The organism is Streptomyces sp. R41 (assembly GCF_041053055.1).
GTDB lineage: Bacteria > Actinomycetota > Actinomycetes > Streptomycetales > Streptomycetaceae > Streptomyces.
Genome location: NZ_CP163443.1, coordinates 3,184,721 through 3,200,279, shown reverse-complemented (window position 1 = coordinate 3,200,279; position 15,559 = coordinate 3,184,721). Strand labels below are relative to the sequence as shown.

Here is a 15,559-nt window from a genome sequence, read left to right as displayed (position 1 = left end):
GTCAGGACGTCCAGATACCCGTGATGTCCTTGCCGGAGGCGGCGTTGCCCGCGTGCGGGAGGCCGTGCATGTCCTCCAGCGTGCGCAGCAGGTCGTAGTGGTTGTAGGTGGCGGTGGACGAGGAGCCGGCGGTCACCTGCTGGCCGTAGAGGACCGTCGGGATGCGGTTGCCGGACAGCCGGTTGTCCTCGTCGAAGGTGACGACGAGCAGGCTGTTGTGGGTCTTGGCCCAGGTCGCGTACGCGCTCAGGTTGTTCTTCAGCCAGGTGTCACCCGTCGACACCGAGCAGTCGTGCATGTCGCTGCACAGGTTCGGGACGACGAAGGAGACCTGCGGAAGCGTCGAGTAGTCCGTCGGGAACTGCGCGAACGTCTTGGCGCTCGACGTCGGTACGTTGCTGAAGCCGAACCACGGGTTGTGCTTGCGCGCGTACTTGCCGCTGCCGCACGTCGTCGAACCCTGGCCGGGCAGCGTCTCGTTGTAGCTCCCCCACGTCTTGCCCGCGGCGATCAACTCGGAGGCGAGGTTCGCGGCGGAGGAGAAGCCGGGCGTGTAGCAGCTGTCGTCCGTGATCCCCTGGGTGGCGCCGGAGAACAGGGCGAAGTAGTTGGGCTGGCTCGGGTGCGTTTCGGCGTACGACTGGGAGAGGTTGGCGCCGCCGGTCTTGAGCGAGTTGATGTACGGGGCGCCGGACGAGCCGATCACCTGGCTGTACCCGTGGTTCTCGAAGACCACGACGACGACGTGGTCCGGGGTCGGGACGGCGGCCGCGGCGTGAGCCGGGGACGAGCCGCCGAACCCGGTCCACACGCCGACCGCGGCCGCGGTGAAGGCGAGGGCGGACGCCACGACGGCACGACTGCGGCGGTACACGTTTCTGCCGGACACTTCAGACCTCCGGTGGGGGGAGATGCGACGGTGGCGGTGCGGACAGAGCATGTACACGCCAATATTCCCTCGCCTCACGTCCCCCAACCGGAGGGATGAAGAGCGGATGAACTACTGCCGCTGGGCGGCCAGCTCGCTCAGCAGCTGGTGCAGCGGCTCGGTCTCCCGCCGCCGGTACTCCTGGATCGCCCAGCCGTTCCCGTCCGGGTCCTTGAAGTACATGAACGTGGCGCCGTCCTGCGGCGCGAACTCCACCGGCTCGCTGATGTCGAGCCCCCGCGCCGTGAGCTCCTCGTACGCCGCCTTGGCGTCCGTGACGCACAGCTGCATCCCGTGGTACGTCCCCGGCTGCGGCGTCCCCGTCGGGACCTGCAGTCCGTCCACGAGCGCTATGGAACACCCCGAACCGGGCGGCGTCAGCTGCACGATCCGCACCCCCTCCATCACCTCACCGTCCAGGTCGACGTGGAAGCCGACCTTGTCCCGGTAGAACTCCTTCGCCCGGTCCACGTCGGAGACCGGCAGCAGGATCACTTCGAGCGTCATGTCCATGAACGACTCCCTTGTCGTACGTCATGTCGTGGGTCACGCCGCGCGTCGCTGTCGTACGCCATGGCGTGAGTCATGCCGTACGTCGCTGTCGCACGGCGCCGTAGTACGTCACTCGAATCGCCAGCGCGTCTGGCTGAACGGCTCTCCCTTACCGAACCCGAAAGCGGTGCGCGGCGCTACGGCAAAGACGAGAGAGGACCCTTCCTGTCCCTGGAACGCCCCGTCCTCGCGGACCTCGAAGTGCCACTCGGTGCCGTACTTCTCCTCCCACGCCTTGGCCAGCCCGCGCAGCCGGGCCACGTCGGTCACGCGCACCGCCTCGCCCTCGACGACGAGGTCGTACCCCTCGGCCCACGTGTTGGTCCCCGTGGTGAGCACGACGTGCGGATTGCCGGCGAGGTTGAGCGCCTTCCGTTCCCGCGCGCCCGTCGTGAAGTGCATCGCGCCGTCCTGCCAGACACCGATCAGCGGCGTCACATGCGGCCGGCCGTCCGGCCGTACCGTCGACAGCCAGTACAGCTCCGCCGCGGCCAGCCGCCGCACGGCCTCCGACCACGGAGTCGCGGTCGCCCCGGGGCTGCCGTAGCGCGGGTCGAGCTCTGTCTGCGGTTGCGTGCCGGACATGGGTCTCCTCCTCGATCGACATGGTCCCGCCGTAAGGGAGACCGCGCACACCGGCGGAAGTCATCGGTCCCGGGTGTGGCCGCCCGCCCCGGCGCTTCTCTCAAGGACTGCGGTTACGCTCAAGTTCGTACGACCTTGATCCGACAGGAGGCCGAGGATGACGGCGCCGGGGCGCAGAAGCAGTACCTTTTCGCGGCTGCTGCGGCACGGCTTCACCGATCCCTCGGCCGCCGAGCGACTCCTGGAGAGCGCCGAGCTGGCGCCCATACGGTCCGACCCGGTGCTCCTGGACGCGCTGGGCGCGACCGCCGATCCTGATCTGGCGCTGCTCGGTCTCGTCCGGCTCGTCGAGGCGCAGGACGGGCACACGGCCCAGCGGGAGCTGCTCGACACGCTGATCGCGGCGAAGCCGCTGCGGGACCGGCTGCTCGGTGTCCTCGGCGCCTCCGCCGCGCTCGCCGACCATCTCGCCCGGCACCCGCGCGACTGGCAGGCGCTCGTGACGTACGAGCCGCAGGACCTGCATCCCGGGGTGGCCGAGTTCGAGCGGGGGCTGGCCGAGGCGACCGACCCGATCTCGCTGCGCGTCGCCTACCGGCGCTGCCTGCTCTCCATCGCCGCGCGCGACGTGTGCGGCACCACCGACCTCGCCCAGACCGCCGCCGAGCTCGCCGACCTCGCCACCGCGACCCTGCGTGCCGCGCTCGCGATCGCCCGGACCGACGCACCCGACGACACCGCGCTGTGCCGCCTCGCGGTCATCGCGATGGGCAAGTGCGGGGGCCACGAGCTCAATTACGTGTCCGACGTCGATGTGATCTTCGTGGGGGAGGCCGTCAACGGAGCCGATGAGGGCAAGGCCGTACAGGCCGCGACTCGGCTGGCCTCGCATATGATGCGGATCTGTTCCGAGACGACCATTGAGGGCAGCATTTGGCCGGTGGATGCCAATTTGCGGCCCGAAGGACGGAACGGGCCGCTGGTGCGGACGCTGAGCAGCCATCTCGCCTACTACCAGCGGTGGGCCAAGACCTGGGAGTTCCAGGCGCTGCTCAAGGCCCGGCCCGTGGCCGGTGACATCGAGCTCGGCGAGGAGTACGTGGCCACGCTGGCGCCGCTGGTGTGGCATGCCGCCGAGCGCGACAACTTCGTCCCCGATGTGCAGAAGATGCGGCGGCGCGTCGTCGAGAACATTCCCGCCACCGAGATCGAGCGTGAGCTGAAGCTCGGTCCGGGTGGACTGAGGGACGTCGAATTCGCCGTGCAGCTGCTCCAGTTGGTTCACGGGCGGGCCGATACGTCACTGCGGAGCGGGACCACGCTCGATGCGCTGAAGGCGCTGGCCGCGGGTGGGTACGTGGGGCGCGCCGATGCCGTACAGCTCGATGACGCGTATCGGTTTCTGCGGTCCATGGAGCATCGGATCCAGCTGTATCGGCTGAGGCGTACGCATCTTGTGCCGGAGTCCGAGGCCGACCTGCGGCGCATCGGACGGTCGCTGGGATTGCGGTCCGATCCCGTTGTCGAACTGAACCGTGAGTGGAAGCGGCACGCGGCCGTGGTGCGGCGGCTGCACGAGAAGTTGTTCTACCGGCCGCTGCTTGATGCCGTTGCCCAACTCGCCCCTGGTGAGGCCAGGTTGAGTCCCGATGCGGCTCGCGAACGGCTTGTCGCGCTCGGATATGCCGATCCGGCCGCGGCGTTGCGGCATCTGGAGGCGCTGGCCTCCGGTGTTACCCGTAAGGCCGCGATTCAACGGACCTTGCTGCCCGTGTTGTTGGGGTGGTTCGCGGATTCCGCCAATCCCGATGCGGGGTTGCTGAATTTCCGGAAGGTGTCGGACGCGCTGGGCAAGACCCCTTGGTATCTGCGGCTGTTGAGGGATGAGGGCGCTGCCGCCGAGAACCTCGCGCGGGTCCTGTCGGCCGGGCGGCTCGCTCCGGATCTGCTGATGCGTGCGCCGGAGGCGGTGGCGCTCCTCGGGGACGGGGACGCAGGCGGGCTCGAACCGCGGGCCCGTGCCCACCTCGAGCAGGAGATCCTCGCGGCGGTGGGGCGCGCGGCCGGGGGTGAGCAGGCGGTCACCGCGGCGCGTGGGGTGCGGCGGCGGGAGCTGTTCCGTACGGCCGCGGCGGACATTGTCGCGTCCTACGGCACCGAGGAGACGCCGGCCGTCGCCGACCAGGGGGCGTTGGTGGATCTGGTGGGAGGTGCGGTTTCCGATCTGACGGCGGCGACGCTTGCCGGGACGCTGCGGGCCGTTGTGCGGGACGGCTGGGGGGAGACGCTTCCCACCCGGTTCGCCATCATCGGGATGGGGCGGTTCGGGGGGCACGAGCTCGGTTACGGGTCCGACGCGGATGTGCTGTTCGTGCATGAGCCCCGGGACGGGGTGGACGAGCAGGAGGCTTCCCGGGCCGCGAACGCCGTGGTCTCCGAGATGCGGCGGCTGCTTCAGGTTTCCAGTGCGGATCCGCCGTTGTTGATCGACGCGGATCTGCGGCCCGAGGGGAAGTCCGGGCCGCTCGTGCGGACGTTGAAGTCTTATGAGGCCTATTACCGGCGTTGGTCGTTGGTGTGGGAGTCACAGGCTCTGCTGCGGGCCGAAGTCGTGGCGGGGGACGTGGACTTGGGGCGCCGGTTCATCGAATTGATCGATCCGTTGCGGTATCCGGCGGAGGGGCTGGGCGACGAGGCGGTGCGGGAGATCCGGCGGCTGAAGGCGCGGATGGAGTCCGAGCGGATGCCGCGGGGGGCGGATCCCACGTTGCACACCAAGCTCGGGCGGGGTGGGCTGTCCGACGTGGAGTGGACCGTGCAGTTGCTGCAGCTGCAGCACGGGTGGGTGGAGCCGGGGTTGCGGACCACCCGGACGCGGGCGGCGCTTGCCGCCGCGTGTGCCGCGGAGCTCCTGTCCGCAGAGGACGCGGCGATACTGGACGAGGCCTGGGTGCTGGCTACGCGGGTGCGGAACGCGGTGATGCTCGTGCGGGGGCGGGCGGGGGACACCTTCCCGTCGGACGGCCGTGAACTTGGTGCCGTGGGGCGGTACTTGGGGTATGGGCCGGGGCATGTCGGGGACATGCTCGATGACTACCGGCGGACCACTCGGCGGGCTCGGGCCGTTGTCGAGGAGCTGTTCTACGGGGCGTGAGCCCGGGCCGCTGCCGTTCGCCTGCGGTTCGCCTGCGGTTCGCCTGCGGGTCCGTGGGGGTCGGGGCCGTGCCGGTACATCCGCCCCGTCGCCGGTGGATCAGACGTTGGCTTGTGGGGAGACGTTTCCAGATCCGGACGTAAGCGACGGGGCATGTGATGTACCGGCACGGCCCCTTCCGTGCGTCCGCGGGTGCGGGTGCTTCGGGCTTGTGTGCGTGGGTTGCGGCTGTTTGCGTGACATCGCCACGCCTGTCAGGACTACCGCCATGCCCGCTGCTACGCGTAGGCCTATGTGCTCGTCCAGGACCAGTGCGCCCAGTGCCACTGAGACTACGGGGAGCAGGTAGCCGACTTGGGGCACTTCGGGGTGTGGCCCAGGAGGAGCGCTGGCCTTCCTCGCTCAGGCCGTCTGCAACGCCCTCGCGTGGGCCATGAAACCGTCCAGCGCCAGCTCGAACGCCCGGTCCGCGCGGCCCTCGCCCACCGCGTCCAGTGCCGCCGCCAGGCGTGGTGTCGTCGTGTCGTCGGGGAGTTCCCACATCGTCTCCGGGGCCGCGAGGTCCAGGGCCGAGCCGAGGACCAGGTTCTCCAGGGCGATGATCACCGGCATCACGTCGGGGAGGGCGAAGCCGGCGTCCAGCAGGAGGGTGACCGCGCGCTCGTACTGCTCCAGGACGCGTGGCGCTCGTACGGGTGATGTCGTCAGGAGCGGGATCGCCTTCGGGTGGGCCGCGAAGGCCGCGCGGTAGGAGCGGGCCCAGGCGGCCAGGGCCGTGTCCCAGGGGGTCAGGGAGAGGGTTCCCGTGTCGATCGTCGAGGCGACCCGCTCGCGGAGAAGTTCCACGATGCCGTCCCGGCCGTCCACATGGTGGTACACCGAGCCCGTCTGCACACCGAGCCGCTTGGCGATCTGCGGCACGCTGAACTCTCCCCGCTCATCGATCAGTTCGAGCGCCGTCGTGGCGATGCGCTCGCGGTCGAGGAGGGGTGTGCGCGGCCGTCCCATGATCTGTGCTCTCCCTGAGGTCTTCCCGGATGCCCAACGGGAGGTTACATTGCCGAAACCGAAAGCCTTTAGGTTTACGGATCCCGGACGCGTTCGCAGCTCCGGGACCCGGGGTACCCCGCACGCCCCGGGCCCCTCCCCGCCCCCGCCAGAAGGGCTTCCCTCGCATGCCCGCCACCATCTCCGAGGAGAGAACGCCGGCCCCCGCGGCGACCCTCCGCTCCGGCTCCCTCGGCACCGCCGACATCGCCTTCTTCGTCGTCTCGGCCGCCGCCCCGCTCACCGTCATGGCGGGTGTCGCCCCGCTCGCGATCCTGCTCGGCGGGATCGGCGCCCCCGTCGGCTATCTGCTCGCCGGCATCACGCTCGCCGTGTTCGCCGTCGGTTTCACCACCATGAGCCGGCATGTGCGCAGTGGCGGCGCGTTCTACGCGTACATCACCCGCGGTCTCGGCCGCCCGATCGGCATCGGCGCCGCGCTGCTCGCTCTCGTCGGCTACAACGGCATGGAGATCGGCGTCTACGGTCTGCTGGGCAGTGCCAGCCGGGACACCGTGCACGCGCTTTTCGGGACCGATGTTCCGTGGCTTCCGGTGTCCTTGGCCGGGCTGGTGGTGATCGGCTACGGCGGCTTTCGGTCGATCGACTTCGGCGCCAAGCTGCTGGGCGTGCTGCTCGTCGCCGAGACCGGGATACTCGTGCTGCTCGCGGGCGGGGTGCTCCTGAAGGGCGGCGCGCACGGGCTGTCGGGCGGCTCCTTCACGCCCGGCAACGTGATCGTCCCCGGCACCGCCGTCGTCCTCGCCTTCGCCTTCGCCGCGTTCACCGGGTTCGAGTCCACCGTCATCTACCGGCGGGAGGCACGGGACCCGGAGCGCACGGTGCCGCGCGCGACGTATGCCGCCGTCGGATTCCTCGGGCTCTTCTACGCGTTCATCGTCTGGGTCGTCATCCAGGCTTTCGGGGACGCGGAGGTCGTGCGGGCCGCGGCCAAGGACCCCGGGGGGCTCTTCTTCTCGGCCATCACTACGTATGTCGGCGGCTGGGCGGCCGACCTGATGCACGTCTTCATCATCACCAGCGTCCTCGCCTCCCTGCTCGCCTTCCACAACGCCATCAACCGGTACGGGCTCGCTCTCGCCGAAGAGGGCGTGCTGCCACGGGCACTGGGTCGCATTCACCCGCGGCACCGCTCCCCGTACGTCGCCGGAATCGTCCAGACCGTCCTCGGCGCCGTCGTCGTGCTGGCCTTCTGGGCGGCGGGGGCCGACCCGTACGGGCAGCTGCTGCTGTGGGTCAACACCCCAGGAATGATCGGCCTGTTCGTGCTCCAATTGCTCGCCGCGATCGCCGTCCCGTGCTACTTCCGCCGGGTACGGCACGAGGAGGGCGTGCTGCGGACGATCGTCGCGCCCGTCGTCGCGACCGTGCTGCTCGCGACGGCCATAGCCCTGGTGATCACGCACATCGACCTGTTCACCGGCGCGTCCACCACGGTGAACACCGTCCTGATCGTCCTGTCGCCCGCCGTCTTCGTCGTCGGGCTCGCGCTTGCCTGGTGGCTGCGTCGCAAACGACCGCGGGTGTACGCGGAGTTCGCCGCCGAACCTGCCGAATAGCCGCCCACAGCAAGGGAGTCACCCGCATGCCCACCGCCGAGCTGATCCTCACCGGCGCCAAGATACGCACCCTCGACCCCGCCAGGCCGTACGCCACCGCCGTCGCCGTACGCGACGGACTGATCGCCGCCGTCGGCGACGAGACCGACGTACGGGACTGGCGGGGGCCGGGAACAGAGGTCGTCCCCCTGGAGGGGGCGCACCTCGTGCCCGGGCTCGTGGACGCGCACAGCCACCCCGTGTGGGGGCTGGACATGGCCACCGGCGTCGATCTGTCCGCCGTGGAGGACCTGGACGGGCTGCGGCGCGCGCTCGCGGGCGCGTCCCGTATCGACGGGTGGGTCATCGGGTTCGGGCTCGACCACAACGTCTTCGGCGGGCGGCCCGTGCACCGGGCCCTCGTCGAGGACGTGCTCGGCGGCGCCCCCGCCTTTCTGCGGCTGTACGACGGTCACTCCGCGCTGGTGACCGAGGCCGCCCTCAAGGCCGCCGGGGTCGAGGGGCCGCGGGTCTTCGTCCAGCGCTCGGAAGTCGTCTGCGACGGCGACGGGCGGCCCACCGGGCATCTCGTCGAGCACGCCGCGATGGAGCTGGTCGCCGAGGTCATGCCCCGGCCCTCGTACGAGGAGCGGCGGGCCCGGCTCGTCGAGCTGCTCTCCGCGATGGCGGCGACCGGGCTGACCGGGGCGCACGCGATGGACCTGGGAGATCCGGAGCTGGTCGGAGCCGTCGCCGAGGAGACCGTGCTGCCGGTGCGGCTGCGGTTCGCGCCCTGGTGCATGCCGGGGGCCGATGAGGACGCGCTGCGTGAGCTCGTGGCGCTCCAGGGGCGCGGTGGACGGCACTGGAGCATCGGCGGGGTCAAGTTCTTCATGGACGGGACCGTGGAGGGTGGTACGGCCTGGCTGGAGCACGCCGACTGTCACGGGCAGGGCACGGCGGCGTTCTGGCCCGACCCGGCCGCGTACACCGCCGCCGTACGGCAGCTGCACGCGGCCGGGGTCCGTACGGCCACACACGCGATCGGGGACGCGGCCGTACGGCACGTCCTCGACACGGTGGAGGGGCTCGGGGCCGGGGGGCGGTTCGCGCACCGGATCGAGCACGTGGAGACCGCCCCGGACGGCACGCTGTCGCGCTTCGCGCACCTCGGGGTCATCGCGTCGATGCAGCCGCCGCACACCGCGTACACGCGGGGCGACCACGGGGACGAGTGGTCACGGCGGCTCGGGCCCGAGCGGGCCGGCCGTGCCTGGCGCACCCGGTACCTGCGGGACGCCGGTGCGGTGGTGGCCCTGGGCTCGGACTGGCCGATCGCCCACTACGACGTGCGCGGCGTGCTGGCGACGGCGCGGGAGCCGCGGGGTGCGGCGGCCTCACGCGGTGGTCTTACCGGGCTCCAGGCGCTGGAGGGCTGCACGACGCATGCCGCTGTCGCCGCCGGCGAGGCTCAGGAGACGGGGCGTATCGCTCCCGGGTTCCGGGCGGACCTCACGGCCTTCGGCCTGGATCCGGTGGAGGCGCCGGTGGACGAGGTCGCGGAGGCGCCCTTACGTCTCACCGTGACCGGTGGTCTCGTCGCCCATCGCGGGGCCTGAGCCCGCTCGGCACCGCCGGACACCGCCGTGGGACCGAGCGCCGTCCCGGCTCAGTTGTCGAGGGGCCCCGCACCTGGCGGTGCGGGGCCCCTCAAGACGTTCAGCAATCAGTAGGCCGGCCGAAGCCCGCTGCTCAGGCCTTCGCCGGCAGCAGTGGTGCCCCCCGCGTCCCCGGAACCCAGCGCGGCAGCGCGTACGGCAAGGAGCCATACCAGAGCCGCGCCACCAGGAAGCCGAAGGTCAGGCACAGCATGCCGCCCACCGCGTCGAGCCAGAAGTGGTTGGCGGTGGAGACGATGACCACCAGCGTGGCCACCGGGTACAGCAGGCCCAGAATCCGGGCCCACGGCGCCGAGGCCAGCGCGAAGATCGTCAGGCCGCACCACAGGGACCAGCCGATGTGCATGGAGGGCATCGCCGCGTACTGGTTCGACATGTGCTTCAGGTCGCCGGAGGCCATGGAGCCCCAGGTCTGGTGGACGAGGACCGTGTCGACGAAGTGGCCGCCGTTCATCAGGCGGGGCGGTGCCAGGGGGAAGAAGTAGTAGCCGACCAGGGCCACGGCCGTGGTGGCGAAGAGGGTGAGCCGCGTGGCCGCGTAACGGCCGGGGTGGCTGCGGTACAGCCACACCAGGACTCCCAGCGTCACCACGAAGTGCAGTGTCGCGTAGTAGTAGTTCATCCCGATGATCAGCCATGTCACCGAATTCACGGCGTGGTTGACCGATTCCTCGACGGCGATCCCGAGGTGGTGCTCCGTCTGCCAGATCCAGTCCGCGTTGCGCAGTGCCTCGTGCTTCTGCTCCGGCACGGCGTTCCGAATCAGCGAGTACGTCCAGTAACTGACCGCGATGAGCAGGATCTCGAACCAGAAGCGGGGGCGACGCGGGGCCCGCGAGCGACGCGGGGAGTCCTTTCCCGCCTTCTCCTCCGCGACGGGCTGTGGAGCGGCCTGCTCCTGGCCTTCCAGTGTCGTCACGGTCGTCTCACCCATAGGCACAGAGTCTGCCAGAAAAGCGTTCCCCGACAGATCATCCCTTGGTTGGGTCCTCGTCGCATGTTCTACGCCGGGAGGAGGCCCATGGGTGCCGTATGCACTCCTCCCTAGGGACGATTCCGGTCCCCAGGGGCAGAAGCGGTCGAACCACGCACCACCAGCTCCGGCATGAACACGAATTCACTGTGGGGTGCCGGGGTCCCGCCGATCTCCTCCAGCAACGTACGCACCGCGGCCTGTCCCATCGCCGGGACCGGCTTGCGGATCGTGGTGAGCGGTGGGTCGGTGAAGGCGATGAGCGGAGAATCGTCGAAGCCGACCACCGAAATGTCCTTCGGGACCTCCAGGCCGCGCTGGCGCGCCGCCCTTATCGCGCCGAGGGCCATCATGTCGCTGGCGCAGACGATCGCCGTGCAGTCACGGTCCATGAGGGCGCTCGCCGCCGCCTGACCGCCCTCCAGCGTGTACAGCGAGTGCTGGACGAGTCGCTCCTCGATGTCGGCGGGGCTCAGACCCAGTAGCTCCTGCATCGTGCGCACAAAGCCCTCGATCTTGCGCTGCACGGGCACGAACCGTTTGGGACCCAGGGCAAGTCCGATATGGGTGTGCCCGAGCGAGACGAGGTGGGTGACCGCGAGGGCCATGGCCGCACGGTCGTCGGGCGAGATGAACGGAGCCTGCACCTTCGGCGAGAAACCGTCGACGAGGACGAAGGGGACACCCTGGGCACGCAGCTGGTCGTAGCGCTGCATGTCCGCCGAGGTGTCGGCATGGAGGCCGGAGACGAAGATGATCCCGGCGACGCCCCGGTCCACCAGCATCTCCGTCAGCTCGTCCTCGGTGGAACCGCCCGGGGTCTGCGTCGCGAGGACCGGTGTGTAGCCCTGCCGGGTCAGCGCCTGGCCGATGACCTGCGCCAGGGCAGGGAATATCGGGTTCTCCAGCTCCGGGGTTATCAGGCCCACCAGGCCCTCGCTGCGCTGTCGCAGACGGACGGGGCGCTCGTAGCCCAGTACGTCGAGCGCGGCCAGGACGGACTGGCGGGTGGTAGCGGCGACGCCCGGCTTCCCGTTCAGGACGCGGCTGACAGTCGCCTCACTGACCCCCGCCTGGGCTGCGATGTCGGCAAGCCGTGTGGTCACAGGATTGGACTGTACCGGCCGGCCCTCACCCTGCCCACCAACCAGACGCCGTGTGCGGGCGGTTGATCGGCCCGTTCCGGGCTGCTGCGTCATCGCGCTCCCTCGTGTTCTGGTCGGCTCGGCGTCCCGTGCGTGCGCCGCGGGAAGGGGTGGCTCCTGCAAGCGCTGACGGGGCGATGATCCCCGTACCCGACAGCTATGGCAAGAGCTTGCAGAGTCTTGCACAGCGGCTCCCATGTCTGCTGAACGGCCTTTTACCAGGGCTTCGTGATCAAGAGGGAGAGGTCACGGGCGGGTAACTCTCAGCGGTTCTTGCACTTTTTTGCTGCAAGGTCTTTCGTCGCGCTTACAACGCTGTTACGTTCACGTCGCCCGGCGGACGCAACGGCGCAGTCGGCAAGTCGGCAAGAGGAGCGGGCGGGACCGCTGCCTCAACCACTCGGGCTTTCACCCTCAAGGAGATCTCATGCGGCGTGGCATAGCGGCCACCGCGCTGGTGGCGTCCTTCGCCCTCGCGGCGACGGCCTGCGGCGGCAGTGACAGCGGCAGCGACAAGTCGGACGGCCCCACCACCATCACCTGGTGGGACACCTCCAACGCCACCAATGAGGCGCCGACGTACAAGGCCCTGGCCAAGGAATTCGAGAAGGCCAACCCCAACATCAAGGTCAAGTACGTCAACGTCCCCTTCGACCAGGCGCAGAACAAGTTCGACACGGCCGCCGGCTCCAAGGGCGCCCCGGACATCCTGCGCTCCGAGGTCGGCTGGACCCCCGCCTTCGCCAAGAAGGGCTACTTCCTGCCGCTGGACGGCACCGAGGCCCTCGCGGACCAGGGCAAGTTCCAGTCCAGCCTGATCGAGCAGGCCAAGTACGACGGCAAGACCTACGGCGTGCCGCTGGTCACCGACACCCTCGCGCTGGTCTACAACAAGGCCCTCTTCGAGAAGGCCGGCATCGACAAGGCGCCCACCACGTGGGCCGAGCTGAAGACCGACGCCGCCACCATCCAGAAGAAGACCGGCGTCGACGGCTACTGGGGCTCCACCCAGGCGTACTACGCGCAGTCCTTCCTCTACGGCGAGGGCACCGACACGGTCGACGCCACCGCCAAGAAGATCACCGTGAACTCGGCCGCCGCGAAGAAGGCGTACGGGACCTGGCAGGGTCTGTTCTCCGGCAAGGGCCTGCACAAGGCCGACACCACCGCCGACGCGTACGCCCACATCCAGGACGCGTTCGTCAACGGCAAGGTCGCCGCGATCGTCCAGGGCCCGTGGGAGATCACCAACTTCTACAAGGGCTCGGCCTTCAAGGACAAGGCCAACCTCGGCATCGCCTCCGTCCCGGCCGGTTCCACCGGCAAGGCGGGCGCCCCGACCGGCGGTCACAACCTCTCGGTGTACGCGGGCTCGGACAAGGCGCACCAGGAGGCCTCGCTGAAGTTCGTGAAGTTCATGACCTCGGCGAAGTCCCAGGAGACCATCGCCCTGAAGAACTCCACGCTGCCGACGCGCGACGACGCCTACACCGCCAAGGTCAAGGCCGACCCGGGCATCGCCGGCTACCAGGGTGTGCTCTCCGCCGCCCAGCCGCGCCCGGCGCTGCCCGAGTACAGCTCGCTCTGGGGCCCGCTCGACACCGAGCTGCCGAAGATCGCGGGTGGCAAGGAGTCCCTGGACAAGGGCCTGAGCAACGCGGAACTCGCGATCGCCAAGCTGGTCCCGGACTTCAGCAAGTAGTCCGTGTGGCCGTCGGATCTGCCTGAATTGGGGGGACAGATCCGGCGGCCACCGGCTGTGTGCGCCCAACTCCTGATTTTGCAGAAGGTGTCGAACCATGACAGTCGCCATCGACCGAGCGACCGGCAAGCGCCGCGGTGACCGAGCACCGCGCCCCGGCCGGCTGCAGCGTCTGAAGCACTCGTACCAGAAGTACTGGTACGCGTACGCGATGATCGCCCCGGTCGTCGTCGTACTCGGCGGGTTGGTGCTCTATCCGCTGGTGCGGGGCCTCTACCTGACGCTGACGGACGCCAACAGCCTCAACTCGGCCCGCACGATCGGCGTCAATCACATCGACGCCACCTACAAGTTCATCGGCCTCGACAACTACAAAGACATCCTGTGGGGCCCCACCTCGTACGACCGCTTCTGGTCGCACTTCATCTGGACGATCGTGTGGACGGCGCTCTGTGTCGCCCTGCACTACTGCATCGGCCTCGGTCTCGCCCTGCTGCTCAACCAGAAGCTGCGCGGCCGGACCCTCTACCGGCTCATCCTGGTCCTGCCGTGGGCCGTGCCGACCTTCGTCACCGTCTTCGGCTGGCGCTTCATGCTCGCGGACGGCGGCATCATCAACTCCATGCTCGACGCGGTGCATCTGCCGTCGCCGCTGTGGCTGGAGGACACCTTCTGGCAGCGGTTCGCCGCGATCATGGTCAACACCTGGTGCGGTGTGCCGTTCATGATGGTCTCGCTGCTCGGCGGACTGCAGTCCATCGACTCCACGTTGTACGAGGCCGCCGAGATGGACGGCGCGAGCCCCTGGCAGCAGTTCCGGTACGTCACCCTGCCGGGGCTGAGGTCCGTCAGCTCCACCGTCGTCCTCCTCGGCATCATCTGGACCTTCAACCAGTTCGCCGTCATCTTCCTGCTGTTCGGCAACACCGCCCCGGACGCGCAGATCCTCGTCACCTGGGCCTACTACCTGGGCTTCGGCCAACAGCCACGCGACTTCGCACAGTCGGCGGCCTACGGCATGCTGCTGCTGGCCATCCTGATCGTCTTCACCTCCTTCTACCGCCGCTGGCTGAACCGCAATGACCAGCAGCTCGCGATCTGAGGCAGGAGCCCCCATGAGTACCACCACCCTGCAGACACCTCCGGCCGACCAGGTCCCCGCGTACGACGAGCCCCGCAAGGCGCGCAAACGCGGTGAGCGCAGCCTCGCCGGCTCCCTCACCTCCCACGGCATCCTGATCGTCGCGAGCCTGATCGCGCTGTTCCCGGTCGCCTGGCTGCTCTTCCTGTCCCTCGGCCCGGACAAGGACGACTATCTGCACCCCGCGGGCATCTGGGACAAGATGACGTTCGACAACTACTCGTTCGTGTTGCAGCACACGAACTTCTTCGAGTGGCTGAAGAGCTCCCTCATCGTCTCCCTCGGCACCACGGTCATCGGTGTGATGGTCGCCGCCACCACCGGCTACGCGGTGTCCCGCATGCGCTTCCCCGGCTACAAGAAGTTCATGTGGGTGCTCCTGGTCACCCAGATGTTCCCGATCGCCGTGCTCATCGTGCCGATGTACCAGATCCTCTCGGACCTGCAGCTCATCGACAGCTATCTCGGCCTGATCCTCGTCTACTGCTCGACCGCCGTGCCGTACTGCGCCTGGCTGCTCAAGGGCTACTTCGACACCATCCCGTTCGAGATCGACGAGGCGGGACGCGTCGACGGGCTGTCCCCCTTCGGCACCTTCTTCCGACTGATCCTGCCGCTCGCCAAGCCGGGCCTGGCGGTCGCCGGTTTCTACAGCTTCATCACCGCGTTCGGCGAGGTCGCCTTCGCCTCGACGTTCATGCTGTCCGACACGAAGTACACCTTCGCCGTGGGACTGCAGAGCTTCGTCAGCGAGCACGACGCGCAGCGCAACCTGATGGCCGCCACCGCGGTTCTGGTGGCGATACCCGTCTCCGCGTTCTTCTACCTCGTCCAGAAGAACCTGGTGAGCGGCCTCACCGCGGGCGGAACGAAGGGCTGATCCGCCCACGTCGCCCGAAGGCTCCCGTGCGCCCGGCGCGCGCGGGTGGCGGCCGCGGTGCCCATCCGACCCCGCCGGCACCGCGGCCGCCTCATCACCTCCGCCCCCAGACGCAGCTATGACCCGAATTCCTCCCCACTCCCGGCTTCTCCCCAGCGCCTCAATGGCCTGGGAGGACTCCCGGAGCGGGGGACCCCCATCGCATCAAGGACGC

Annotated in this window: 12 protein-coding genes; 6 read left to right on the top strand and 6 right to left on the bottom strand. The window is 69.2% G+C overall.

Annotated features, from left to right (window positions below; translation table 11 throughout):
* Position 1 precedes the first annotated feature (1 nt).
* From AB5J53_RS14925 to AB5J53_RS14915, 3 genes are all read right to left on the bottom strand, one after another.
* A complete protein-coding gene (locus AB5J53_RS14925) occupies positions 2 to 889 on the bottom strand; it encodes an alkaline phosphatase family protein (RefSeq protein WP_369246128.1) in 888 nt (295 codons plus the stop codon).
* A gap of 111 nt (positions 890 to 1,000) precedes the next feature.
* A complete protein-coding gene (locus AB5J53_RS14920) occupies positions 1,001 to 1,441 on the bottom strand; it encodes a VOC family protein (RefSeq protein ID WP_369246127.1) in 441 nt (146 codons plus the stop codon).
* 108 nt (positions 1,442 to 1,549) lie between these two features.
* The gene (locus AB5J53_RS14915; protein ID WP_369246126.1) at positions 1,550 to 2,065 is read right to left on the bottom strand and encodes a pyridoxamine 5'-phosphate oxidase family protein; all 516 of its coding nucleotides are present in this window, start codon (positions 2,063 to 2,065) and stop codon (positions 1,550 to 1,552) included.
* Positions 2,066 to 2,222: 157 nt separating this feature from the next.
* On the opposite strand from AB5J53_RS14915, the gene AB5J53_RS14910 reads away from it, so the two are divergent.
* A complete protein-coding gene (locus tag AB5J53_RS14910; RefSeq protein WP_369246125.1) occupies positions 2,223 to 5,219 on the top strand; it encodes a bifunctional [glutamine synthetase] adenylyltransferase/[glutamine synthetase]-adenylyl-L-tyrosine phosphorylase in 2,997 nt (998 codons plus the stop codon).
* A 402-nt stretch (positions 5,220 to 5,621) separates the two neighbouring features.
* Here the strand turns inward: AB5J53_RS14910 and AB5J53_RS14905 are convergent, their stop codons facing one another.
* Positions 5,622 to 6,227, bottom strand: a complete 606-nt coding sequence (locus AB5J53_RS14905; RefSeq protein ID WP_369246124.1) for a TetR/AcrR family transcriptional regulator C-terminal domain-containing protein — start codon at positions 6,225 to 6,227, stop codon at positions 5,622 to 5,624.
* A 167-nt stretch (positions 6,228 to 6,394) separates the two neighbouring features.
* On the opposite strand from AB5J53_RS14905, the gene AB5J53_RS14900 reads away from it, so the two are divergent.
* Together AB5J53_RS14900 and AB5J53_RS14895 are read left to right on the top strand one after the other, a co-directional pair.
* Positions 6,395 to 7,846 carry an APC family permease gene (locus AB5J53_RS14900; protein ID WP_369246123.1) on the top strand — a complete coding sequence of 484 codons (1,452 nt, stop codon included), beginning with the start codon at positions 6,395 to 6,397 and terminating at the stop codon, positions 7,844 to 7,846.
* A gap of 26 nt (positions 7,847 to 7,872) precedes the next feature.
* On the top strand, positions 7,873 to 9,444 hold the full coding sequence (locus AB5J53_RS14895) for an amidohydrolase (RefSeq protein ID WP_369246122.1): 1,572 nt from the start codon (positions 7,873 to 7,875) through the stop codon (positions 9,442 to 9,444).
* Between the two features lie 133 nt (positions 9,445 to 9,577).
* Here AB5J53_RS14895 and AB5J53_RS14890 read toward each other — a convergent pair whose 3' ends face one another.
* Positions 9,578 to 10,438, bottom strand: coding sequence for a phosphatase PAP2 family protein (locus AB5J53_RS14890; RefSeq protein ID WP_369246121.1), 861 nt, complete (start codon positions 10,436 to 10,438; stop codon positions 9,578 to 9,580).
* A gap of 110 nt (positions 10,439 to 10,548) precedes the next feature.
* Positions 10,549 to 11,583, bottom strand: coding sequence for a LacI family DNA-binding transcriptional regulator (locus tag AB5J53_RS14885; RefSeq protein WP_369246120.1), 1,035 nt, complete (start codon positions 11,581 to 11,583; stop codon positions 10,549 to 10,551).
* Between the two features lie 466 nt (positions 11,584 to 12,049).
* On the opposite strand from AB5J53_RS14885, the gene AB5J53_RS14880 reads away from it, so the two are divergent.
* The 3 genes from AB5J53_RS14880 to AB5J53_RS14870 all read left to right on the top strand — a co-directional run bounded on the left by AB5J53_RS14880 (position 12,050) and on the right by AB5J53_RS14870 (position 15,345).
* A complete protein-coding gene (locus AB5J53_RS14880) occupies positions 12,050 to 13,324 on the top strand; it encodes an extracellular solute-binding protein (protein ID WP_369246119.1) in 1,275 nt (424 codons plus the stop codon).
* A gap of 97 nt (positions 13,325 to 13,421) precedes the next feature.
* On the top strand, positions 13,422 to 14,426 hold the full coding sequence (locus tag AB5J53_RS14875; protein WP_369246118.1) for a carbohydrate ABC transporter permease: 1,005 nt from the start codon (positions 13,422 to 13,424) through the stop codon (positions 14,424 to 14,426).
* A 13-nt stretch (positions 14,427 to 14,439) separates the two neighbouring features.
* A complete protein-coding gene (locus AB5J53_RS14870) occupies positions 14,440 to 15,345 on the top strand; it encodes a sugar ABC transporter permease (protein ID WP_369246117.1) in 906 nt (301 codons plus the stop codon).
* Positions 15,346 to 15,559: the final 214 nt, after the last annotated feature.

Coding starts and splice junctions, on each gene's coding strand:
- AB5J53_RS14895 (WP_369246122.1), top strand. CDS start 7,873: ATGCCCACCGCCGAGCTGATCCTCACCGGCGCCAAGATACGCACCCTC.
- AB5J53_RS14875 (WP_369246118.1), top strand. CDS start 13,422: ATGACAGTCGCCATCGACCGAGCGACCGGCAAGCGCCGCGGTGACCGA.
- AB5J53_RS14910 (WP_369246125.1), top strand. CDS start 2,223: ATGACGGCGCCGGGGCGCAGAAGCAGTACCTTTTCGCGGCTGCTGCGG.
- AB5J53_RS14890 (WP_369246121.1), bottom strand. CDS start 10,438: ATGGGTGAGACGACCGTGACGACACTGGAAGGCCAGGAGCAGGCCGCT.
- AB5J53_RS14905 (WP_369246124.1), bottom strand. CDS start 6,227: ATGGGACGGCCGCGCACACCCCTCCTCGACCGCGAGCGCATCGCCACG.
- AB5J53_RS14880 (WP_369246119.1), top strand. CDS start 12,050: ATGCGGCGTGGCATAGCGGCCACCGCGCTGGTGGCGTCCTTCGCCCTC.
- AB5J53_RS14870 (WP_369246117.1), top strand. CDS start 14,440: ATGAGTACCACCACCCTGCAGACACCTCCGGCCGACCAGGTCCCCGCG.
- AB5J53_RS14915 (WP_369246126.1), bottom strand. CDS start 2,065: ATGTCCGGCACGCAACCGCAGACAGAGCTCGACCCGCGCTACGGCAGC.
- AB5J53_RS14920 (WP_369246127.1), bottom strand. CDS start 1,441: ATGGACATGACGCTCGAAGTGATCCTGCTGCCGGTCTCCGACGTGGAC.
- AB5J53_RS14900 (WP_369246123.1), top strand. CDS start 6,395: ATGCCCGCCACCATCTCCGAGGAGAGAACGCCGGCCCCCGCGGCGACC.